Here is an 18,067-nt window from a genome sequence, read left to right on the forward strand (position 1 = left end):
TATATGATCTCAAATCAAAAACAATCCCACTCAGATTTACTTTGTCTTGATCAAGCATTAAGCCCTTGGCAGTCGAATATAATGCAAGGTAATTATGCATTTGAACAAGGTGCACTTCTCGAAGCCCGCGATAAATACTTATTAGCTAAAACACTTGCAGATCATCTTCTTCAGCAGTTTTTATATGCTCAGATTAATAACAATGTCATCCATGCTATTGAGCATTGCATACCTGCACTTGTTGTTGCGTCGCATAATTTAGCTGATACCTATATAGCTTTGCAACAGCCTGAAAATGCATGCAAATGGCTATGCGAAGTACACTTAACACTCTGTTCGCTAATTAAGCATACTCATTACGATATACAAAAAGTGAGCAAGCATCATTACACTAAAACTTCCTCTGAACTTGTATCATTTGCAAGACGCTATCATTTTTTACCTGAGCTAATAGAGCAAGTGAATTTTTGCTTATGCTCAAAAAACTCAACAAACAGCCTGCTACATTAAAATAAGGAGTAATTTATGGCGTTTACATTGCCAGCACTTGATTATGAATATGATGCGCTTGAGCCTCATATTGATGGTAAAACAATGCATATTCACCACACATTGCATCATCAAACGTATATCAATAAAGCCAATGCTGCTTTAGCAGATACTGTATATGCAAACGCAAATGCTAAAAAATTACTTAAGGAAATAAATAGCCTGCCTAGTGATTTACAAAAAGCAGTACAAGAGCATGTAGGAGGGCATTTTAATCACAGCTTATTTTGGCAAGTAATGAGCTCGCAAGGAGGAGGTGAACCTGAAGGTAGTGTATCTCAGGCAATAAATGAACAGTTTGGCAGTTTTGATAAGTTTAAAGACCAATTTACTGCTGCTGCAATTAGTCAATTTGGCAGTGGTTGGGCGTGGCTAATTGTAACGCCGGATGAAAAGTTGATTGTAGAAAATAGTGCTAATCAAGATTGCCCTTTAATGCAAGGAAATACCCCTATTTTGGGACTTGATGTATGGGAGCATGCCTATTATTTGAAGTATCAAAATAAGCGTCCTGACTATATTGCTGCTTTTTATAATGTAATTAATTGGACTGAAGTTGAAAAACGCTACCTAGCCGCAGTAAGTTGAGTGCCGAATATGGCTAGTAATACAGTTTATTTTCTATAAGCTAGGCTCTATTAGATTAATTATAGAGCCGTTTATGGACACTTTACATTGGCAAAAAGCACGTCAGAGTCGCGATCCTCGTTTTGACGGGCTTTTTTACGTAGCGGTAAAAAGTACCGGTATTTATTGCAGACCAATTTGCCCTGCACCAACGGCTCACGAAAAAAACGTTGCTTATTATCAGTTTGCCCATAACGCGGCGCAAGATGGTTTTAGGCCGTGTATCAGATGCAGGCCCGATAGTGCCCCTGGCAGCGCAGCATGGCAAGGTACAAAAACGACTGCACTTAGAGCAAAACAGTTAATAGATCAAAATGACGAGCACGACTGCGAAAAATTAGCAGCTCGTTTAGGTATAAGTAGTCGTTATTTAAGGCAGTTGTTTAAGCAGTATTTTGGCATGTCGATTACGCAATATCGATTATTTAAACAATGTCACTTTGCTAAAAAGCTGATTCAAGAAACACATTTACCCCTTACCGAAATAGCGTTTGCTGCAGGCTTTAAAAGCATTAGGCGCTTTAATGATGCATTTTTACAGCAGTTAAATATAGCTCCCTCGAAGCTGCGCAGTGGCGATAAAAAACCAACGTCAACACTCACTTTAACCCTGCCATTTAGGCCGCCTTATAATTGGCCTGCTTTGCAGGGCTTTTTACAAAGGCGCTTGATAAAACCAATGGAGTGGATAACACAAACGAGCTACGGGCGTACTTTTGCAACTGAGAAATATAAAGGAAGCTTTACCGCTGAATTTATAGCGAGTAAAAACCACTTTAGTGTGTCTATCAATATAGACAATACGGCGTACTTACAAACAGTTATAAATAATATACGCCGTGTGCTTGATTTAGATGCCGATATTAATTTAATTGAAACGCATTTAAGCGCCAATATAAACAATGCGTTTACAGTGTGCGAAGGGCTCAGACTTCCGGGGATTTGGTCAAGTTTTGAAGCCGGTATAAGAGCGGTACTTGGGCAACAAGTGAGTGTTACTGCAGCGCATAATTTAGTAACAAAGTTAGTTGATGAATTAGGCGAAAAAGAGGGCGATGCCGTTTATTTTCCTACGGCTAAAATTGTTGCTAATAGTGATTTTGCATTTTTTAAAATGCCACAAGCACGCAAAAATGCGCTACACAACTTAGCCCAATTTTGTGCACTAAATCCTGAAAATGACGATTTAGACGAATGGCTTAGCTTAAAGGGAATTGGTCCTTGGACAGTAAATTATGCAAAGCTGCGAGGACAAAGCCAACCCGATATATTACTTGATGGCGACTTAGGTGTTAAAAAAGCTCAAGCGGCGGCAAACCCTTTTGAGCCTGCTAATTGCGCTCCTTTTCGCTCTTACTTAACGTTTCAACTTTGGCAGCAATTATAATGATCATTCAAACATCAATTTCGAGCCCTATAGACGACATAATTATTCAAGCGACTGATAAAGGTGTGAGTTACGTTGGGTTTTATCCTCCAGTTGAGCACTCTTATACGCCATTTGAGCAAGTTACTAACAAGGCGGTGCTTATTTGCGCTGCGCAGTTAAATGAGTACTTTGCAAAAAAACGCACTATGTTTGATGTACCACTTGATACAACCGGTACGGTATTTCAGCAAAGTGTATGGCAAGCACTATTAACGGTGCCTTTTGGACAATCGCAAACATACGGCTATATTGCTAACCAACTCAATAACCCAAAAGCAGTGAGGGCAGTAGGCGCTGCTAATGGTAAAAATCCGATTAGTATTATTGTACCGTGCCACCGCATTATTGGCGCAAATGCAAAGTTAACGGGCTATGCTGGTGGGCTTGAAAGGAAACTGTGGTTGCTGAAACACGAAGGATTAATGTAAATTAATTGATAAAATATAGCCAGTCTGCTTAACTCAACCTATAATTTAAATAATCAACTAATAAAAATTATTATGCGTATTAATAGCTTAGTGTACTTTTTTATTGCCAGTTTAATGTTTACCGCTACTGCGTTTAGCAAGCCGCAAAGTCTCGTGTTTTGTTACGAAGACAAAAATATAGCACCCATGTTTTTAGGTGATGGCCAAAATATACCAACAGATAAACCTGGTGCATCAATCGAAATACTTCAACAACTTGATTTAGCATTGCCCAATGTAGCAATATCATTTGTTAGAAAGCCATGGCGTAGATGCTTAAACGATTTAGAATTTAATCGAGTTAATGCTGTTATTGCAAGTTACCGCAAAGGGCGAGAAAACGTTGCTGTTTATCCTGTTGATGAGCAAGGTAAGTTACAAGATGACTACGCAGTAAGTGAATTTGGCAGCTGTCTTATAGGGCGTTATAAATTTCATAAGGAATGGGAGACTCGTGAAGTATTTCAAAATAAAGCATTTACGATAGCTATTCCTAATGGTTATGGGCTAAATAGCGCGTTAAAAGAAGAACCATTTTTTATTCATAATACGTTTTCTAAAAGCAAAGCTTTTGAGTTGCTAGATAAGGGGGTAGTGCAGGCGAGCGTTGATCTATGCCAAGTAGATGGCTTAAAAGTGTCGAGTTATCCGTATGAGGGTAATAATGTTAAACCTATTTTTCCCCCTTACGAAACTAGCCATGGTTATCTTGTTTTTTCAAAAAAATTCTATGAAGAAAATAATGCTCTAAGTTGGGAAATGTGGCAGTGGTTATCAAAATTTGAAAGTGCACCTGTGTATATTAAATACTTACAAACACTTAAATAAACTCATTAAATTCGCGTTTGTAAATTGGTATTAATTTAATATTAAGGTAGCATAAGCGCACTTTTTATAAAATGGCACCGCAATGGCTCAATTATACTTTTACTACTCTGCAATGAATGCAGGTAAATCAACCACGTTATTACAATCTGCATTTAATTATAAAGAACGTGGCATGGAACCTGTGATCCTGACTGCTGCCATTGATGATAGACAAGGCGTGGGTAAAGTATCGTCTCGTATTGGGTTGCAAGCTGATGCGCATGTATTTGATGCCAGTAAAGATGTTTTTGATCTTATTCAATCACTCAATGATGATAAAAAGCGCCATTGTGTGTTAGTTGACGAGTGCCAATTTTTATCAAAAGAACAAGTAATGCAATTAACCGATGTGGTTGATGAACTCGGTATACCGGTATTGTGTTATGGCCTGCGTAACGACTTTAGAGGCGAGCTATTTATAGGGTCGCAATATTTGCTTGCGTGGGCTGATAAGTTAGTTGAGCTTAAAACTGTTTGCCACTGTGGACGTAAAGCAAACCATGTACTGCGTACCGATGAAAATGGCGAAGCAATAGCCGATGGTAACCAAGTAGAAATTGGCGGCAATGACCGATATGTTTCGGTATGCCGCAAACATTATAAAGCCGCGTTAAATATGGGCCGATAAAGCATTTAAAAATGTATCAATATCTTCGCGGGTTATATCTAAATGCGTAACTAGCCTAAGCTGCTTGCTTGGGCTAAATAATATGCCTTGTTGTTTAAGCGCTTCAGCAATATCTTTAATATTTATACTGCTACTGTATGTTGCGTAAACCATATTAGTGGTGTTAGTCATATCGACAGTAAAGCCACTGATTTCACTTAATTGTTGAGCCAAATAACGTGCATTTTCATGATCGTCTTTTAAGCGCTCTACATTGTGCTCAAGTGCAAATTGTCCAGCGGCTGCAAGCATTCCGGCTTGGCGCATACCGCCACCAAGTACTTTTCTCCATCGTCTTGCTTTATTAATAAGTGCTGGTGAGCCTAATAATAAAGAGCCTACGGGCGCCCCCAAACCTTTAGATAAACAAATAGAAACTGAGTCAAAGTGCTTTGTAATTTCAGTGATATCAACTTTTAGCTCAACAGCGGCATTAAAAGCACGTGCGCCGTCTAAGTGCAGCGCTAAACTATGCGTATTAACAAAGTCACGTGCTTGGGCTAAGTACTCAAGCGGGAGTACTTTTCCGCCAATGGTATTTTCTAAGCTGAGCAATCGCGTTTTTGCAAAATGGCAATCGTCTGGTTTTATAGCCGCTGCTATTTTACTAAAAGGGATGCTGCCATCAGCTTCGTTTTCAATAGGCTGTGGCTGAACAGATCCTAATACAGCTGCGCCGCCACCCTCAAACTTATAATTGTGAGCATTTTGGCCACAAATGTATTCGTCACCTCGCTCACAGTGCGCCATTAACGCAAGTAAGTTGGCTTGTGTGCCTGAGCTACAATAAAGTGCGGCTTCAAAATTAAAACGCTTACACGCATAGGCTTCTAGTTGGTTAACGCTTTCATCATCACCATATACATCGTCACCAACCGGTGCGTTGTACATAATATCGCGCATTTCTTTTGTTGGTTTTGTAACTGTATCAGAGCGAAAATCTATCATGATTGCCTTATCCTTTTTATTATTTTTAATAAAATTGGTATTAATCAAGCTCGCTACAAATTTGCTCACGAGTGTCTTTATCAAAGTAGGTCCAAGCAATAAAGCGGCTAATTTTTTGACCTTGTGCCATATCAACAATTTTATACTGTGCTATTGGGTGAGCTTTTAATACTTCTTCAAGGGCTGCAATATTATCTTTTTTAGAGACTAACGACGTAAACCACAGTACTTGCTCTGCAAAGTCTTCGCTTTCTTTAATCATATTAGAGATAAACTGTACTTCACCGCCTTCGCACCACAATTCATTATTATGACCACCAAAATTAAGCGTGCTACTGGGTGTTTTTCCTAAGTTTTTCCATTTACGTTCACTGCCTTTACTTGCCTCTTCTTCACTTGCATGAAACGGAGGGTTACAGAGCGTTAAATGGTATAGATCTTTTTGATTTATAACGCCTTCAAAAATATGTGATGCGTTTTTTTGTTGTTTTAGGGTTATTTTTAAACCATTAAACTGGGCTATTTGCTTTGCTATTTTCACCGAGGCTGTATCAATATCAGTCCCAGTAAAATGCCATTTATATTCACTTGTACCAGTAAGCGGATAAACTAAGTTAGCGCCAGTGCCAATATCAAGCACTTTAATTTGCTTACCTAAAGGTATTTGTTGTTGATTATCATCACTTAATAGGTCGGCCAAGTAGTGAATGTAGTCAACACGCCCAGGTATAGGTGGGCATAAGTTGTGCTCGGGAATATCCCAAAAATCAATATTATAATGTGCTTTTAAAAGAGCTTGATTGAGTGTTTTAACAGCCTTGTTGTCACTAAAATCAATGCTTTTAGTCCCTGCAGGTGTGGTTATAACAAAGGGCAGTAGAGCAGGATGCTCTGTTGTTAATAAATCGAAGTCGTACCCATTTTTATGTAGGTTACGAGGGTGTAATTTTGAACGTGCTTTATTTTCTTTCATGGCTTCATTTTAACAACAGATATGATGTGGTGATTGTAACAAATGCTGATGAGTAAAGTGCAGACATTTCCTTTGGTATATTTAATATTACTGGTAGGATGAGTTGAAAATAATAAAAAGGAATAACTGTGGCAATTTCTCAGCAATCAATAATTATTAATGTAGCTGATCAGCAAACACTTCATTTACGCCGTATTAGCGATGAAGATAAGCAAGGGCCTATCGTATTTTTTATGCATGGAGCAATAGAAAACGGTAAGATTTTTTACACGCACTCTAATAAAGGACTTGCCCCTTTTTTAGCTGAGCATGGGTATAGATGTTATGTGGCTGATTTACGTGGCCGAGGTGATAGCAAGCCAATCATTTCGAGCGAGTCCGAATATGGACAAACTGAGTCTATCCTAGAAGACATCCCTGCCTTTATTAAGCAAATAGAGTTGATTGAAGGCAAAAAGCCAGACTACTGGGTTGCTCACTCTTGGGGCGGGGTATTGATGAACAGCGCGTTTGCACGTTTTCCAGAATATATTAACGACGTTAAAGCATGTGTGTATTTTGGCTCTAAGCGTTCTTTATTTAATAATCATCCTCAAAAATTATTACAAGCCAATTTAATTTGGTATTTTATGGCACCTTTACTTGCTAAAAAACATGGCTATTTAAATGCTAAAGGTTATAAGTGGGGAAGCGATAACGAAACTCAAAAGTCGCATTATCAAAGTATGCAATGGGCTAAAAAGAAGCCATGGATAGATTCTGATGATAATTTTGATTATGCAAAAGCGCTAAACAATCTGCATTTACCACCAACTCTTCATATTGCTGCGGTAAAAGATAAAGCATTAGCGCAACCAATCGATATTCAAAAATTTATGGACGAATCGGGGCTAGGCATTCAACAAATGCAAATTTACGGTCGTAAACACGGGCATAATTTTGATTACGATCATATTAATATGCTTACCCACCCAAGTGCGCGTGATGATCAATTTAAAGATTTACTTAATTGGTTTAAAGCACATCCGTAAGGGCCTGTTGACCTTTCAGGATTAAAATTTGTTCAATCCAAGGAAGATTTAATCACGGCGCGAAGTTTGTAACCTAGTGGGCTCGGTAAAACCGAGCAACAAAGAGTTAATCGTCCCTAGAGAGAACCCAAAGGGCAGTGGATGTTTGGTCTTTATGCTGCGTTATCGCCTATTTATGGGGAACAACCACACTACATAGGCTCTGCCTTGCCTAAATACCAAACAGCCTACTGCAAATTTAACCTCGAAAGATAAACAGGCCCTAATTAATTCTCATCAAGTAACTTTAGAAGAGGTGTTTTGTAACGCTCCCACTTAGCGATTGCGGCATTATTAATAGGTTGGCGAATAGCATGTTTACTCAAGGTCGTTACCGGTGTTTTTTGTTTATAAAACGCTAAGCAGCGCTCTTCAAAACTACAGTTTAAAAAACCAAGTAACTGCGTTAGCTGCTCTTTTGGGTTACTCACTAAATCTTCGTAACTGACATCATAAATTGGCATCTCTTTAAAAGAGTGCCAATGGCTCATCAGTTTTTTATACAACTTATGATAAAGCTTAAACTCAGGTAGTGAGCAAAAGTAAGGCTCGTTTTCAGCAAAGTAATTAGTGAAGATAGAAAATGCAGTGGCATTAAAATCACGACTTAAATTTATAAATTTAGCATTTGGAAATAGAATATATATAAGTCCGAGCGACTGATAATTACTCGGCAGTTTATTTATTATAAAAGGTCTGATGGGCGATGCTGTTTTTAATGTTGTGATATACAGCTCGCGGGCTTTTTTGATTAAATCCGGCGTTAAATGTGCTAAACATTGCGGGTAAGTCACTCCCGTTTTTTGTTCGATAAAAGCAACTGCGTTATTACTAATACTCGTGCTCTCTCCTAGGCTCGAAAACTGACTATGGCTTGCCAACATTTGCTCCATAAGGGTAGAGCCACTACGAGGCATGCCAATAATAAATACAGGCGTGATATTACCCGTAAATTTTTTATCGGCAGAGGCTATAAACTCCTCGGTGTTGTATTTTATTATTTCATCGTAAAAAGGGATTAAATCTCTAGTGTCAAATTCACTTAATTTTTTTTGTAATTTATTCGCCAATATAAAATAATTAAATGCTTGCTTGGTATCCTCAAGTGCATCGTAACTGTTTGCTAATGCGTAGTAACACACCATTTTTAAACGTAAATTACTAGTTTGAGTTAATAAGTGGTGCAAATTACTTACATAATTATGTTCTTTATCAAAGCGACCTAATTGTACAAGTTCAAATAAAATATAGGCTGTTACAGGGTATACACCAATGCTGAGTGCATGAGCAAAAGTTGTATGAGCTTTATCTAACTCGCCATGTGTTAAATAGTGCTGTGCTAAGTAATAATGAGGTTCTGGATTATGACTTGCTAATTTTTTTGCGTATTTAAGCACCGTTAGCGCATCGTTTGGCGAATGAACACCGTTAAAAGCATCAGCAAGGGCATGTAATGGTTCAAGCATATGAGGCAAGCGCTCACAGGCTTTTTGGAGTAGGTATACAGCAGCGTCGTAACGTTCTAGTCGTAAGGCAATTCTGCCTAAGCCAAATAAAGCCTCACCATTTTCAGGGTTACTATTTAAAATTGCTTTAAAATGGAACTCGGCTTCTTTGAGTTTATTTTGTTGCAGTAGTTGGTTGGCTTTTTCAAGTAGCATAGTTATACCAATTATATTAAAAAATAATCATTCTATCGCATTAAATAGCGTACTCACTGCGTTAAAAATTATTCATATAGAGCAACTATATATCATAGTTTTCGCCTTGTTATTACGCTATTTTCTGAGCGCTATAATAGAACACTTATTCAATGCAATTGGTATTGTTCATTATTATTTTTATTAACTATAAAATTAAAAAGGCGAAATGTCTTTAACATTTCGCCTTTGGTTCTTCATGAAAATAGTTTAAAAAGTATATGTTGCTTTAGCGTAGTAAAAGCCACCGTTAATACCAAACGGAGATGTTTCGTAGAACTGACCACCCCAGTTGTTATTAGGGATGCCCGTTGCATCTGCAAAATCAAGTTTTTCAGCATCTTGGTCGAATAAGTTTTGAGCACCTACAGAGAAGCTAACTGATTCATTTAAGAAGTAAGTTACTTCAGCATCAATAGTGACTGCAGCATCTGCTGTTTTAGCTGTTGCATCATAATCAACGTGAACACCTTGGTATTCGCCGTAGTAGTTTGCACGAGCAAATGCAGAAACTGATTCCCATTGTTGAGACAATGTGAACGTTGCACGATGATTAGGTAAATCTTCTTCTAAACGCTTAACTTTAAACGCACCTGTAATTTCACTAAATTTAGTTACTTCAGTATCATTCCAGTTATATGCAAGGCTAAATGTAGAGCTACCGCCCATTAATTCAGCTGTATAGTTTGCAACTAAATCGATACCTTGTGTTGTTGTGTCAAAGTCGTTTGTAAAAAAGCTTACTTGAGCAAGACCTTGTACATTAGGTACTCCTGCTGCTGCAAGGGTATCTTTGTCTGCTTGGCTTAAGTTGATTTTATCTGATTGGCTAATACGGTCATCTACTTGGATGTTGTAGTAATCAAGCGTTAAAAATAATTCGCCAATTGTGTATACAGCACCAAGCGTATAACTTTGTGATTCTTCCGGCTCAAGCTCTGTACCACCTAATTGCACTGCAATTGGGTTTGTGGGTGGAAGAAGCGCTGAATCTTGTAATACACCGCCATCTAAACTTGTTTGTACATTACTTACGTTAGCTTGACCAACCGTTGGTGCACGAAAACCACTGCTTACAGAACCACGAATATTTAAATCTTCAGTTAAATGGTATTGAGCCATTACTTTGTAGTTAGTGGTAGTGCCAAAGCTGTCGTAGTCTTCAAATCGAAGTGCTACGCCCATTAAAAAGTCTTCAGTAAACGGTGCTTCAACATCAACATATGCTGCATAGTTACGGCGAGAAAATTCACCCGCTTGTGATGGTTTAAAACCAGGAAAGCCGTTAGAGCCAATACCAAAGCCTTGTTCTGTTAAAGGGCCTGCTGTGTAAGATGCTTCATCACCAGAGACGATAGTAAATGTTTCTTCATGCCACTCAAAACCACCGGCAATGTTTACATCATAAGCTAAACCAAAGTCGATACCTTTTGATAAATCAAAGTTAAAGTTTTTCTCTAGCTGTTCGTATTTACCCGGGCTGAAGTCTCGTGGTGTATCTGCACCTAAAGAGGCATTAACCGTGTCGTAAATAAAGTAACGTGATTCATTTAAGCCAACAGTACCGCTTAAGTCATAGTAAGTATCTTTTAAGAAGCCACCAGTGAATCGACCTTTAGTACCAATAGTTAAAGAAGTATCAGTAATGTTGCCGCCAAAGTTAGGTGTAAAACCACCTGGAAGCATCTCATTAAAGGCAAAACAATCTGGGTTGTTTGCTACACCATTTATGTAAGCAGGATCATCTAGTACATTGCCGTCTGTTATTGTGATAGTTGGACAGTTTGCACTCATATCAGGTGTTGTGTCGGCAACAAGTAATGTTTCGCCACCATCATTTGAGTAAACACCAGAACGTGTTTGCGGATTACGGTAATAAAAACCGCCACGTACATCACGTTCAGAGTAGTTACCAAACATGTAAAATTCAGAGTCGTTTGTTAGCTCTAAACCCACATTACCAAAAATAGTAATATCGTCATCTACTTCTGGTGCACCCCATACTTGTGCAAGAGAAGATACTTCAGGCACACCGGCAGCTGAAAGTGCTGCAGCATCGGCACGTTGAACTGAACGGCTTGTTGCATCAGCTGTTTTATATTGAAAGCTTAAATTAGCAAAACCATTGTCGGTAAACGGTAAACCTACGTTACCCGACACTTGTGTTGTATCGCCATCACCTTCATAAAATTGACCATGGCGGATTTCTAATTTACCACCTTCTGAAGCGTCTTTTAGTTGGAAATTCATTACACCGGCGATTGCATCAGAACCATACTGCGCAGCCGCGCCATCGCGAAGTACTTCTACTTGTTTAATCGCAATGCTTGGAATAACTGAAATATCTGCGCCTTGCGCGCCATCGTTAATACCACCGCCTAAAAATGCGATTACAGAAGCACGGTGACGACGTTTGCCGTTTAAAAGAACCAATGTGCTGTCTGACGGTAAACCACGTAAGTTAGCTGGACGAACAAGAGAAGCCGCATCACTGATAGGGTTTTGGTGTACGTTAAACGATGGTACTGCACCTTTTAAAAGTTCAAGCATGTCAGTGTTACCTGACTTTTCAAGCTCTTCGCCGCCAATAATGTCGATTGGAACCGGTGAGTCACCTATTGAACGTGGAGCTGAACGCGTACCTACTACGGCAATTTTCTCAACGTTTTTATTTACTTTAGTTTGTTCCTGCTCGTCTGCCGCAATAGCAGATCCAGAAATAAATAACCCTGCAGTGGTTGTAGCTAAAGCAAATTTGATTGCTTGGTTTAGCGCATTACTTTTTAATTTCATTCTAATTTTCCCCAGTTAGAATAATTCTTATTTTTGATGTGAATTTCACATCATTTGTTTTTAACTTAATTTTTTGTTTCACATAAGTTTGAGGTTTTAGCTCAAAAGCCTAATCAATTAAGCTTACTTTTTGTGAAGTCCTATCTACAGACTATAGATAAAAAACAGGAAGGGCAATTACTAATTAACCGTTTGATAACAAAAAGATTCAATTTAAGAAAAAATGCAACAGTGGTGCAAAGTAAAACTAAAATGAACTAAATAAGTGCAAATAAGGCTGTTGAGGGGAATATTAATGCGCTAACTGCATTTAAATGTTATTTATTTGTATCTTTTTTTGTGGGGTTTTCAATGTTTTGTGCGTACCGCCAAGCTGCTAATTTTTCTTTGTATTCATCCCATACGCAGGGACAGCAACTGCCACCACCGCAACATTCATCCGATTTTGGTTTTTCAGGTTTTTGCGGTAATTGATTTGTTATATTCTGCATTGTTGTATGTATTTAATACTAATTTGGTGCAAAGGGTAAGTTAAAGGGTGTTGAAAGTAAATTATTCTTTGTGAACCTGTGCTGCTGTGTGAAAATAAAAGTTATGCGATTATATAAAGTTATTCACCGTGCACCTTGGCGGGTAGTTAAAATTAGTAAAAAACGCCAACAGCTGCGTTTTCGCCGTGCTATGGTGGCGCTTAAAATCGCACTCGCCCAAGAAAAACAAGAAACTAAAGAAATGCTCTCTATTTATAGGCGTTACACTCAAGGCCACACAAGTAAAGAAGAGTTAAAACGCGCAAATGAGCAATTTGTTGATATTTTAAAAGGGTTAGGGCTCGGTGTATTTGCTGTATTACCTTTTGCTCCGCTTACAATTCCTTTAGTTGTTAAATTAGGGAGTTTGGTAGGAGTTGATGTACTGCCAAGTTCGTTTAATATGAACAAATCTATTAAAGAACTAGATGCTAAAATAGATCAAGAAAATCAAAAGCAAGAATCTAAAAATAGCTTAAAAAAGTAGCTAAAATCCCTTCAAATTAGCGATACCTTTTAGGTGCGCTTATTGATATGCTCTTAAGTACCATTTTTATATTATATGAGCTTTTTAATGAGTGCATTACTACGTCATACATCTTCTGGTATTCCTTTATCTTTTATTCTTAAAAACGAATTATCTGACTGGCAAGCACAGCAGCCTGCATTTATACAAAATTGGTTAACTAATACAGGTTTTGAAAAGCAAGGTGTTGCTTTAATTCCTGATGCTAAAACGGGCGAGTTAAGCCAGGTATTTTGTCTAATGCAAAGCAGCGATGATTTTTGGGCTGCGGGTAATTTAGCAAATACACTTCCTACAGGTACTTATCAAATTCAAGGCGACAGCGCTTTTGTAGAGCAGGTTGCTTTAGGGTTTGTACTTGGTGGTTACGAATTTAGTGAATATAAAGAAAAGCCAACGGCAAAGGCGCAATTAGCCATTAGCGATAAAGCGTTATATGAACGCATTAGCCAACAAGCTGATGCCATTACACTTGCACGTGATTTAGTTAATACTCCAGCGGTAGATATGATGCCGCAACATTTATCGCAAGTTATGGAAGATTTAGCTGCAACTTACAATGGCGAATTTTCACAGTGGGTTGGCGATGAGTTACTAGAGCAAAACTACCCGACTATTCATATGGTGGGTCGTGCAAGCGAAAATAAACCGCGTTTACTTGATTTAAAATGGGGCGCGACAGATGCTCCATTAATTACGCTAGTCGGTAAGGGCGTATGTTTTGACTCAGGCGGACTTGATTTAAAACCAAGCTCTGGTATGCGTAACATGAAAAAAGACATGGGCGGCGCGGCGCATGTAATTGCACTAGCGCAGCTTATTATGGCAGCTAACTTACCAATTAGATTACGTGTACTTGTACCAGCGGTTGAAAATGCAGTATCGCGCAATGCATTTCGCCCAGGCGATGTTATTAAAACGCGCAAAGGTATTATGGTCGAAATTGATAATACAGACGCTGAAGGCCGCTTAGTATTGTGTGATGCATTAAGCGAAGCGCAAAACGATAATCCTGAGCTAATTATTGATTTTGCTACTCTCACGGGTGCATGTCGTGTTGCACTGGGCACGGAGCTTCCGGGCTTTTTCTCAACAGAGCGCGATGTAGCAAATGGCATTATTGACGCCGGTTTAAGTGTACATGACCCTGTTTGGCAACTTCCGTTGTTTGAGCAATACAAAAGCTTACTAAAAAGTGATGTAGCCGATATGGCAAATTGCGCAAGCACACCGTTTGGTGGTGCTATTACCGCAGCGCTTTACTTAAAAGAATTTGTTGAACCAACAACACCGTGGGTACACTTTGATGTAATGGCATGGAACTTACGTGCATTACCAGGTCGTCCAACGGGTGGTGAAGCATTAGGTATTCGTGCTGTATTTAACTACTTACAAAATCGTTTTAATAAGTAAGTTTTTGATTCAATAGTAAAAACTTGAGCTTTATGAGCTTTAAACCTCATAAAGCTCAAGTGGCAAGTTATCTGGATCGGCAAAAAAGGTAAACTTTTTGCCGGTTATTTCATCCACTCTAATATCCTCAACTTTTGCGTCGCACGACTCTAAATACGTTTTTGCAATCTGTACATCCGCTACCTTAAAAGCTAAATGTCTTAAGCCTTGTGCTTCGGGATAGCTGGGTCTTTCGGGCGAACCATCAAACGAAAATAGCTCTATTTGGCTACCATCGGGCATGGCTAAATCTAATTTATATGAATTACGATCAGCTCTAAAGTGCTCATTAATAACGTTAAGTTTAAGTACATTGCTATAAAAGTGTTTAGAACGTGCATAGTCACTACAAATTATAGCAGCGTGATGAATACCTAAAAGTTTCAAATTTAATTCCTTAAAAAGCAAAAACGCACTTAAATAAGTGCATTTTAAATGTGGCTTATTACATGTTGTGTTAGCTAGGCTCGGCTTCTTTACATGCTTTAACGGCCGGTGCTACAAGCTCTAAACCAGTTTTATCACATGGTGGTAAAGCAGCATCGCTTACACTAATAGGCGTTACGCGCTCGCCCCATTTTATGTAACTTGCAGCCCATGTTAGGCCTGCACCAAATGCAGCAGACATAATATTTGAATGCGGTTTAATTAACCCTTGCTCAACGGCTTCACATAACGCAATAGCAATAGTGGCAGCAGAGGTATTACCATACTCACCAATGTTAACCATTACTTTTTCGTCAGGTACTTTTAAACGATGTTGAATAGCCTGAATAATACGTAAGTTAGCTTGGTGTGGAACGAGTACATTAATGTCATCAAGGCTCAAATCGGCTTGTTTAAGTACGTCGTCGCACGCTTCGCTCATGCCTTTGACAGCACGTTTGAAAATTTCACGACCTTCAAATAATAAATCAGATGGACCAATTGGCTCATATTTATTTAAATCGCTACCAAAGTTAGTGATGTGTAAAATATCGCGGTCTTCACTGTCACAACCGGTTTTAGTACCAAGTAGACCCGCTGGTGTATCTGCTGCTTCAAGTACGACCGCACCTGCACCATCGCCAAATAATACAGCGCTGTCACGGCGTGCCCAGTTTACGTACCAGGTCATACGCTCAGCGGCAATGACCACTGCTTTTTTGATCATACCCGCTTGAATTTGTGCTGTAGCAGCTTGCAATGCATATAAAAAGCCCGAACATGCCGCGTTTGTATCCATTGCGGCAGCGCCAGTTGCACTAATATTTTTTTGCACTTGTGAGGCGGTATTTGCCACAACAGTAGAAGGTGTACAAGTGGCTAATATCACTAAATCAATATCTTTAGGATCAACGCCCGCGCACGCAATAGCATGCTTAGCAGCAACGGTTGCCAGCTCGGCGGTACTTACATGGCTCACTCGGCGAGATTTAATGCCTGTACGCGTGGTTATCCACTCGTCGGTGGTATCAACTATTTCACTAATTTCATCGTTGCTAATGCTTGCTGGTGGAATGCATTTACCCCAACCAGTGATATGTGCGTAAGGCATAGTATGTTCTCTTAAGGTGGTCTGACATGTATTACTAATGGGGGAGTTATACCAAAAAACGGCTTTCAAGACTAGTTTATAGCATGCTTTGTATCGTAAATATTCGCAATTACGGGTTATTTAAGGTAATGCTAGTATAAAAAAGGAGCAAGTATGAAAACAACACTAATAACAACATTCACTTCAATCGCGCTGGCATTAATTGCAAACGGGGCTTTTGCTCAACAGCATAAAATTATATATGCGGGCAGTTTACTTGCATTCGAGGAGCAAAAAGTAAAAACAGAGCAAACGTTAGTCATAACAGATAATACAATAACAGCCATTAAAGACGGCTATCTCACAAAAGCAGAACTTAACCTATCTGATGCCGATATTATCAATCTTAAAAATCAATTTGTAATGCCTGGTTTTATTGATATGCATGTTCACGTTACGTTTGAGCGAGATGCTAAAGCAAACCCTCACCGCTGGGCAACAGAATATGATGCCGATTATGCTTTGCGCTCAATTAAATATTTGCAACGTACGCTCGATGCGGGTTTTACATCAGTGCGAGATTTAGGTAGCGATCATAAAGTTATATTTCCGCTAAAACGCGCTATCGAGAGAAATGATATTAACGGCCCTCGTATTTTTGCAGCGGGTAATACAATATCGCCTACCGGTGGACACGCAGATATGCACGGTTATCGAAAAGACATTACAGATGCGGTTACAGGTGGGATAGGTATTTGTAATGGCGCGGATGATTGTAGCCGTGCGGTACGCGAGGTAATAAAAAGTGGCGCTGATGTAATTAAAGTTACTGCCACGGGTGGAGTATTGAGTAATACCGCCGCAGGGGTTAACCAACAACTTACAGATGCAGAGCTGATTGCAATTGTTGATACTGCTCACCACTTAGGGCGTAAAGTTACAGCGCATGCGCACGGTACACAAGGTATAAAAGCGGCCTTAAAAGCCGGTGTAGATTCTATTGAGCATGGCTCTTATTTAGATAAAGAGGCAATAAAGTTATTTAAAAAAACGGGATCTTATTTAGTACCGACGCTTTTAGCGGGTGCAACGGTAAGCGAAGAGGTGCTTACAAATCCAAATATGCCACCGGCAATAGCCGACAAAGTGCGTGAAGTGACTCCAAAAATGCAGGCTTCGTTTAAACTTGCACTGAAAAACAAGGTTAATATAGCCTTTGGAACAGACTCAGGTGTGTCGCGTCATGGGCTCAATGCTAACGAATTTAGTTTAATGGTAAACAATGGTATGAGCGAAGCCCAAGCTATTAAGTCAGCAACCATACATGCAGCTAAATTACTGGGGCAAAGCGCACTCATTGGCGACTTGAGTGTTGGTAAGCAAGCAGATATTATCAGTGTGAATGGCTCACCGCTTAAAAATATCGACGTACTTAAAAACGTGCAATTTGTTATGAAAGCCGGGCAAGTTTATAAACAATAGGGAAGGTTATGAGCAGCAAAATAAAAGTGTCGTTGTTTAATCATTTGATTGACGCTGAGCGCCAGTTACTAGACCCAGAGATTCGCCAATCTGGGCGCGCATTAGATGCTTTACTCGATGATGAATTTATCGAAATTGCAGCCAACGGCACTACATTTAATAAATACCAAGTACTTACCCGCTTACCTACCGAGGTTGTGCCACAGTTTTATAATCAGCATTTTAAGGGTCGAATGCTGAGCGATGATGTAGTGCAACTTAGTTATCAAGCTGCTTACAGGCGCTCTGCTCGCAGTGAATTTAATTATTCATTGCGTATGTCGCTTTGGCGTCAAACTAACGAACAATGGAAAATGGTGTTTCATCAAGGAACGCCTTGTGCACCGTTTTCAATTTCGATGGATGATGATTAAAAATCATATAACCGTTAAAATAACCTTATTAAACATTTGATTGGGCAATTACCTCTTG

At 39.2% G+C, this 18,067-nt stretch carries 18 protein-coding genes; 11 read left to right on the top strand and 7 right to left on the bottom strand.

Annotated features, from left to right (window positions below; all coding sequences use genetic code 11):
- The first annotated feature begins 3 nt into the window (after positions 1 to 3).
- From H5116_RS12795 to H5116_RS12820, 6 genes are all read left to right on the top strand, one after another.
- Positions 4 to 510, top strand: a complete 507-nt coding sequence (locus tag H5116_RS12795) for a hypothetical protein (RefSeq protein WP_182716311.1) — start codon at positions 4 to 6, stop codon at positions 508 to 510.
- Between the two features lie 15 nt (positions 511 to 525).
- A complete protein-coding gene (locus tag H5116_RS12800) occupies positions 526 to 1,137 on the top strand; it encodes a superoxide dismutase (protein ID WP_182716312.1) in 612 nt (203 codons plus the stop codon).
- 73 nt (positions 1,138 to 1,210) lie between these two features.
- On the top strand, positions 1,211 to 2,563 hold the full coding sequence (locus H5116_RS12805; protein ID WP_182716313.1) for a DNA-3-methyladenine glycosylase 2 family protein: 1,353 nt from the start codon (positions 1,211 to 1,213) through the stop codon (positions 2,561 to 2,563).
- Positions 2,563 to 3,033: a methylated-DNA--[protein]-cysteine S-methyltransferase gene (locus H5116_RS12810; RefSeq protein WP_182716314.1), complete on the top strand. Its 471-nt coding sequence runs from the start codon at positions 2,563 to 2,565 to the stop codon at positions 3,031 to 3,033. Before H5116_RS12805 ends, H5116_RS12810 begins: the two co-directional genes overlap by 1 nt.
- A gap of 72 nt (positions 3,034 to 3,105) precedes the next feature.
- Positions 3,106 to 3,900: an amino acid ABC transporter substrate-binding protein gene (locus tag H5116_RS12815; RefSeq protein WP_182716315.1), complete on the top strand. Its 795-nt coding sequence runs from the start codon at positions 3,106 to 3,108 to the stop codon at positions 3,898 to 3,900.
- A gap of 82 nt (positions 3,901 to 3,982) precedes the next feature.
- Positions 3,983 to 4,567, top strand: coding sequence for a thymidine kinase (locus H5116_RS12820; RefSeq protein ID WP_182716316.1), 585 nt, complete (start codon positions 3,983 to 3,985; stop codon positions 4,565 to 4,567).
- Here the strand turns inward: H5116_RS12820 and ltaE are convergent.
- Both ltaE and rlmF read right to left on the bottom strand, forming a co-directional pair.
- A complete protein-coding gene (ltaE, locus tag H5116_RS12825; protein WP_182716317.1) occupies positions 4,550 to 5,554 on the bottom strand; it encodes a low-specificity L-threonine aldolase in 1,005 nt (334 codons plus the stop codon). The genes H5116_RS12820 and ltaE overlap by 18 nt on opposite strands.
- A 40-nt stretch (positions 5,555 to 5,594) precedes the next feature.
- The gene (gene rlmF, locus H5116_RS12830) at positions 5,595 to 6,527 is read right to left on the bottom strand and encodes a 23S rRNA (adenine(1618)-N(6))-methyltransferase RlmF (protein ID WP_182716318.1); all 933 of its coding nucleotides are present in this window, start codon (positions 6,525 to 6,527) and stop codon (positions 5,595 to 5,597) included.
- A gap of 128 nt (positions 6,528 to 6,655) precedes the next feature.
- On the opposite strand from rlmF, the gene H5116_RS12835 reads away from it, so the two are divergent.
- Positions 6,656 to 7,558, top strand: coding sequence for an alpha/beta fold hydrolase (locus H5116_RS12835; RefSeq protein ID WP_182716319.1), 903 nt, complete (start codon positions 6,656 to 6,658; stop codon positions 7,556 to 7,558).
- 266 nt (positions 7,559 to 7,824) lie between these two features.
- Here H5116_RS12835 and H5116_RS12840 read toward each other — a convergent pair whose 3' ends face one another.
- The 3 genes from H5116_RS12840 to H5116_RS12850 form a co-directional block, all read right to left on the bottom strand.
- Positions 7,825 to 9,258, bottom strand: a complete 1,434-nt coding sequence (locus H5116_RS12840; RefSeq protein ID WP_182716320.1) for a sulfotransferase — start codon at positions 9,256 to 9,258, stop codon at positions 7,825 to 7,827.
- Positions 9,259 to 9,507: 249 nt separating this feature from the next.
- Positions 9,508 to 12,090: a TonB-dependent siderophore receptor gene (locus tag H5116_RS12845; RefSeq protein ID WP_182716321.1), complete on the bottom strand. Its 2,583-nt coding sequence runs from the start codon at positions 12,088 to 12,090 to the stop codon at positions 9,508 to 9,510.
- Positions 12,091 to 12,407: 317 nt separating this feature from the next.
- A complete protein-coding gene (locus H5116_RS12850) occupies positions 12,408 to 12,581 on the bottom strand; it encodes an oxidoreductase-like domain-containing protein (RefSeq protein ID WP_154902924.1) in 174 nt (57 codons plus the stop codon).
- Positions 12,582 to 12,684: 103 nt separating this feature from the next.
- Here H5116_RS12850 and H5116_RS12855 point away from each other — a divergent pair, with 103 nt between their 5' ends.
- Together H5116_RS12855 and H5116_RS12860 are read left to right on the top strand one after the other, a co-directional pair.
- Entirely contained in the window at positions 12,685 to 13,107 is a 423-nt protein-coding gene (locus tag H5116_RS12855) for a hypothetical protein (RefSeq protein WP_002959004.1), read from the top strand.
- An 87-nt stretch (positions 13,108 to 13,194) separates the two neighbouring features.
- Positions 13,195 to 14,559: a M17 family metallopeptidase gene (locus H5116_RS12860; RefSeq protein ID WP_154902923.1), complete on the top strand. Its 1,365-nt coding sequence runs from the start codon at positions 13,195 to 13,197 to the stop codon at positions 14,557 to 14,559.
- 39 nt (positions 14,560 to 14,598) lie between these two features.
- Here the strand turns inward: H5116_RS12860 and H5116_RS12865 are convergent, their stop codons facing one another.
- Entirely contained in the window at positions 14,599 to 14,985 is a 387-nt protein-coding gene (locus H5116_RS12865) for a VOC family protein (RefSeq protein ID WP_182716322.1), read from the bottom strand.
- 70 nt (positions 14,986 to 15,055) lie between these two features.
- Positions 15,056 to 16,135: a ketoacyl-ACP synthase III gene (locus tag H5116_RS12870; protein ID WP_182716323.1), complete on the bottom strand. Its 1,080-nt coding sequence runs from the start codon at positions 16,133 to 16,135 to the stop codon at positions 15,056 to 15,058.
- A gap of 153 nt (positions 16,136 to 16,288) precedes the next feature.
- Between H5116_RS12870 and H5116_RS12875 the strand changes: the two genes are divergently transcribed.
- Both H5116_RS12875 and H5116_RS12880 read left to right on the top strand, forming a co-directional pair.
- The gene (locus H5116_RS12875) at positions 16,289 to 17,596 is read left to right on the top strand and encodes an amidohydrolase family protein (protein WP_182716324.1); all 1,308 of its coding nucleotides are present in this window, start codon (positions 16,289 to 16,291) and stop codon (positions 17,594 to 17,596) included.
- A gap of 8 nt (positions 17,597 to 17,604) precedes the next feature.
- Positions 17,605 to 18,009 (top strand): DUF4440 domain-containing protein, encoded by a 405-nt coding sequence (locus H5116_RS12880; RefSeq protein WP_182716325.1) that lies wholly within the window; start codon positions 17,605 to 17,607, stop codon positions 18,007 to 18,009.
- The last annotated feature ends 58 nt before the right edge of the window (positions 18,010 to 18,067 follow it).

Origin of the sequence: Pseudoalteromonas sp. SG45-2 (assembly GCF_014164115.1) — a bacterium.
Taxonomy (GTDB): Bacteria; Pseudomonadota; Gammaproteobacteria; order Enterobacterales; family Alteromonadaceae; genus Pseudoalteromonas; species Pseudoalteromonas distincta.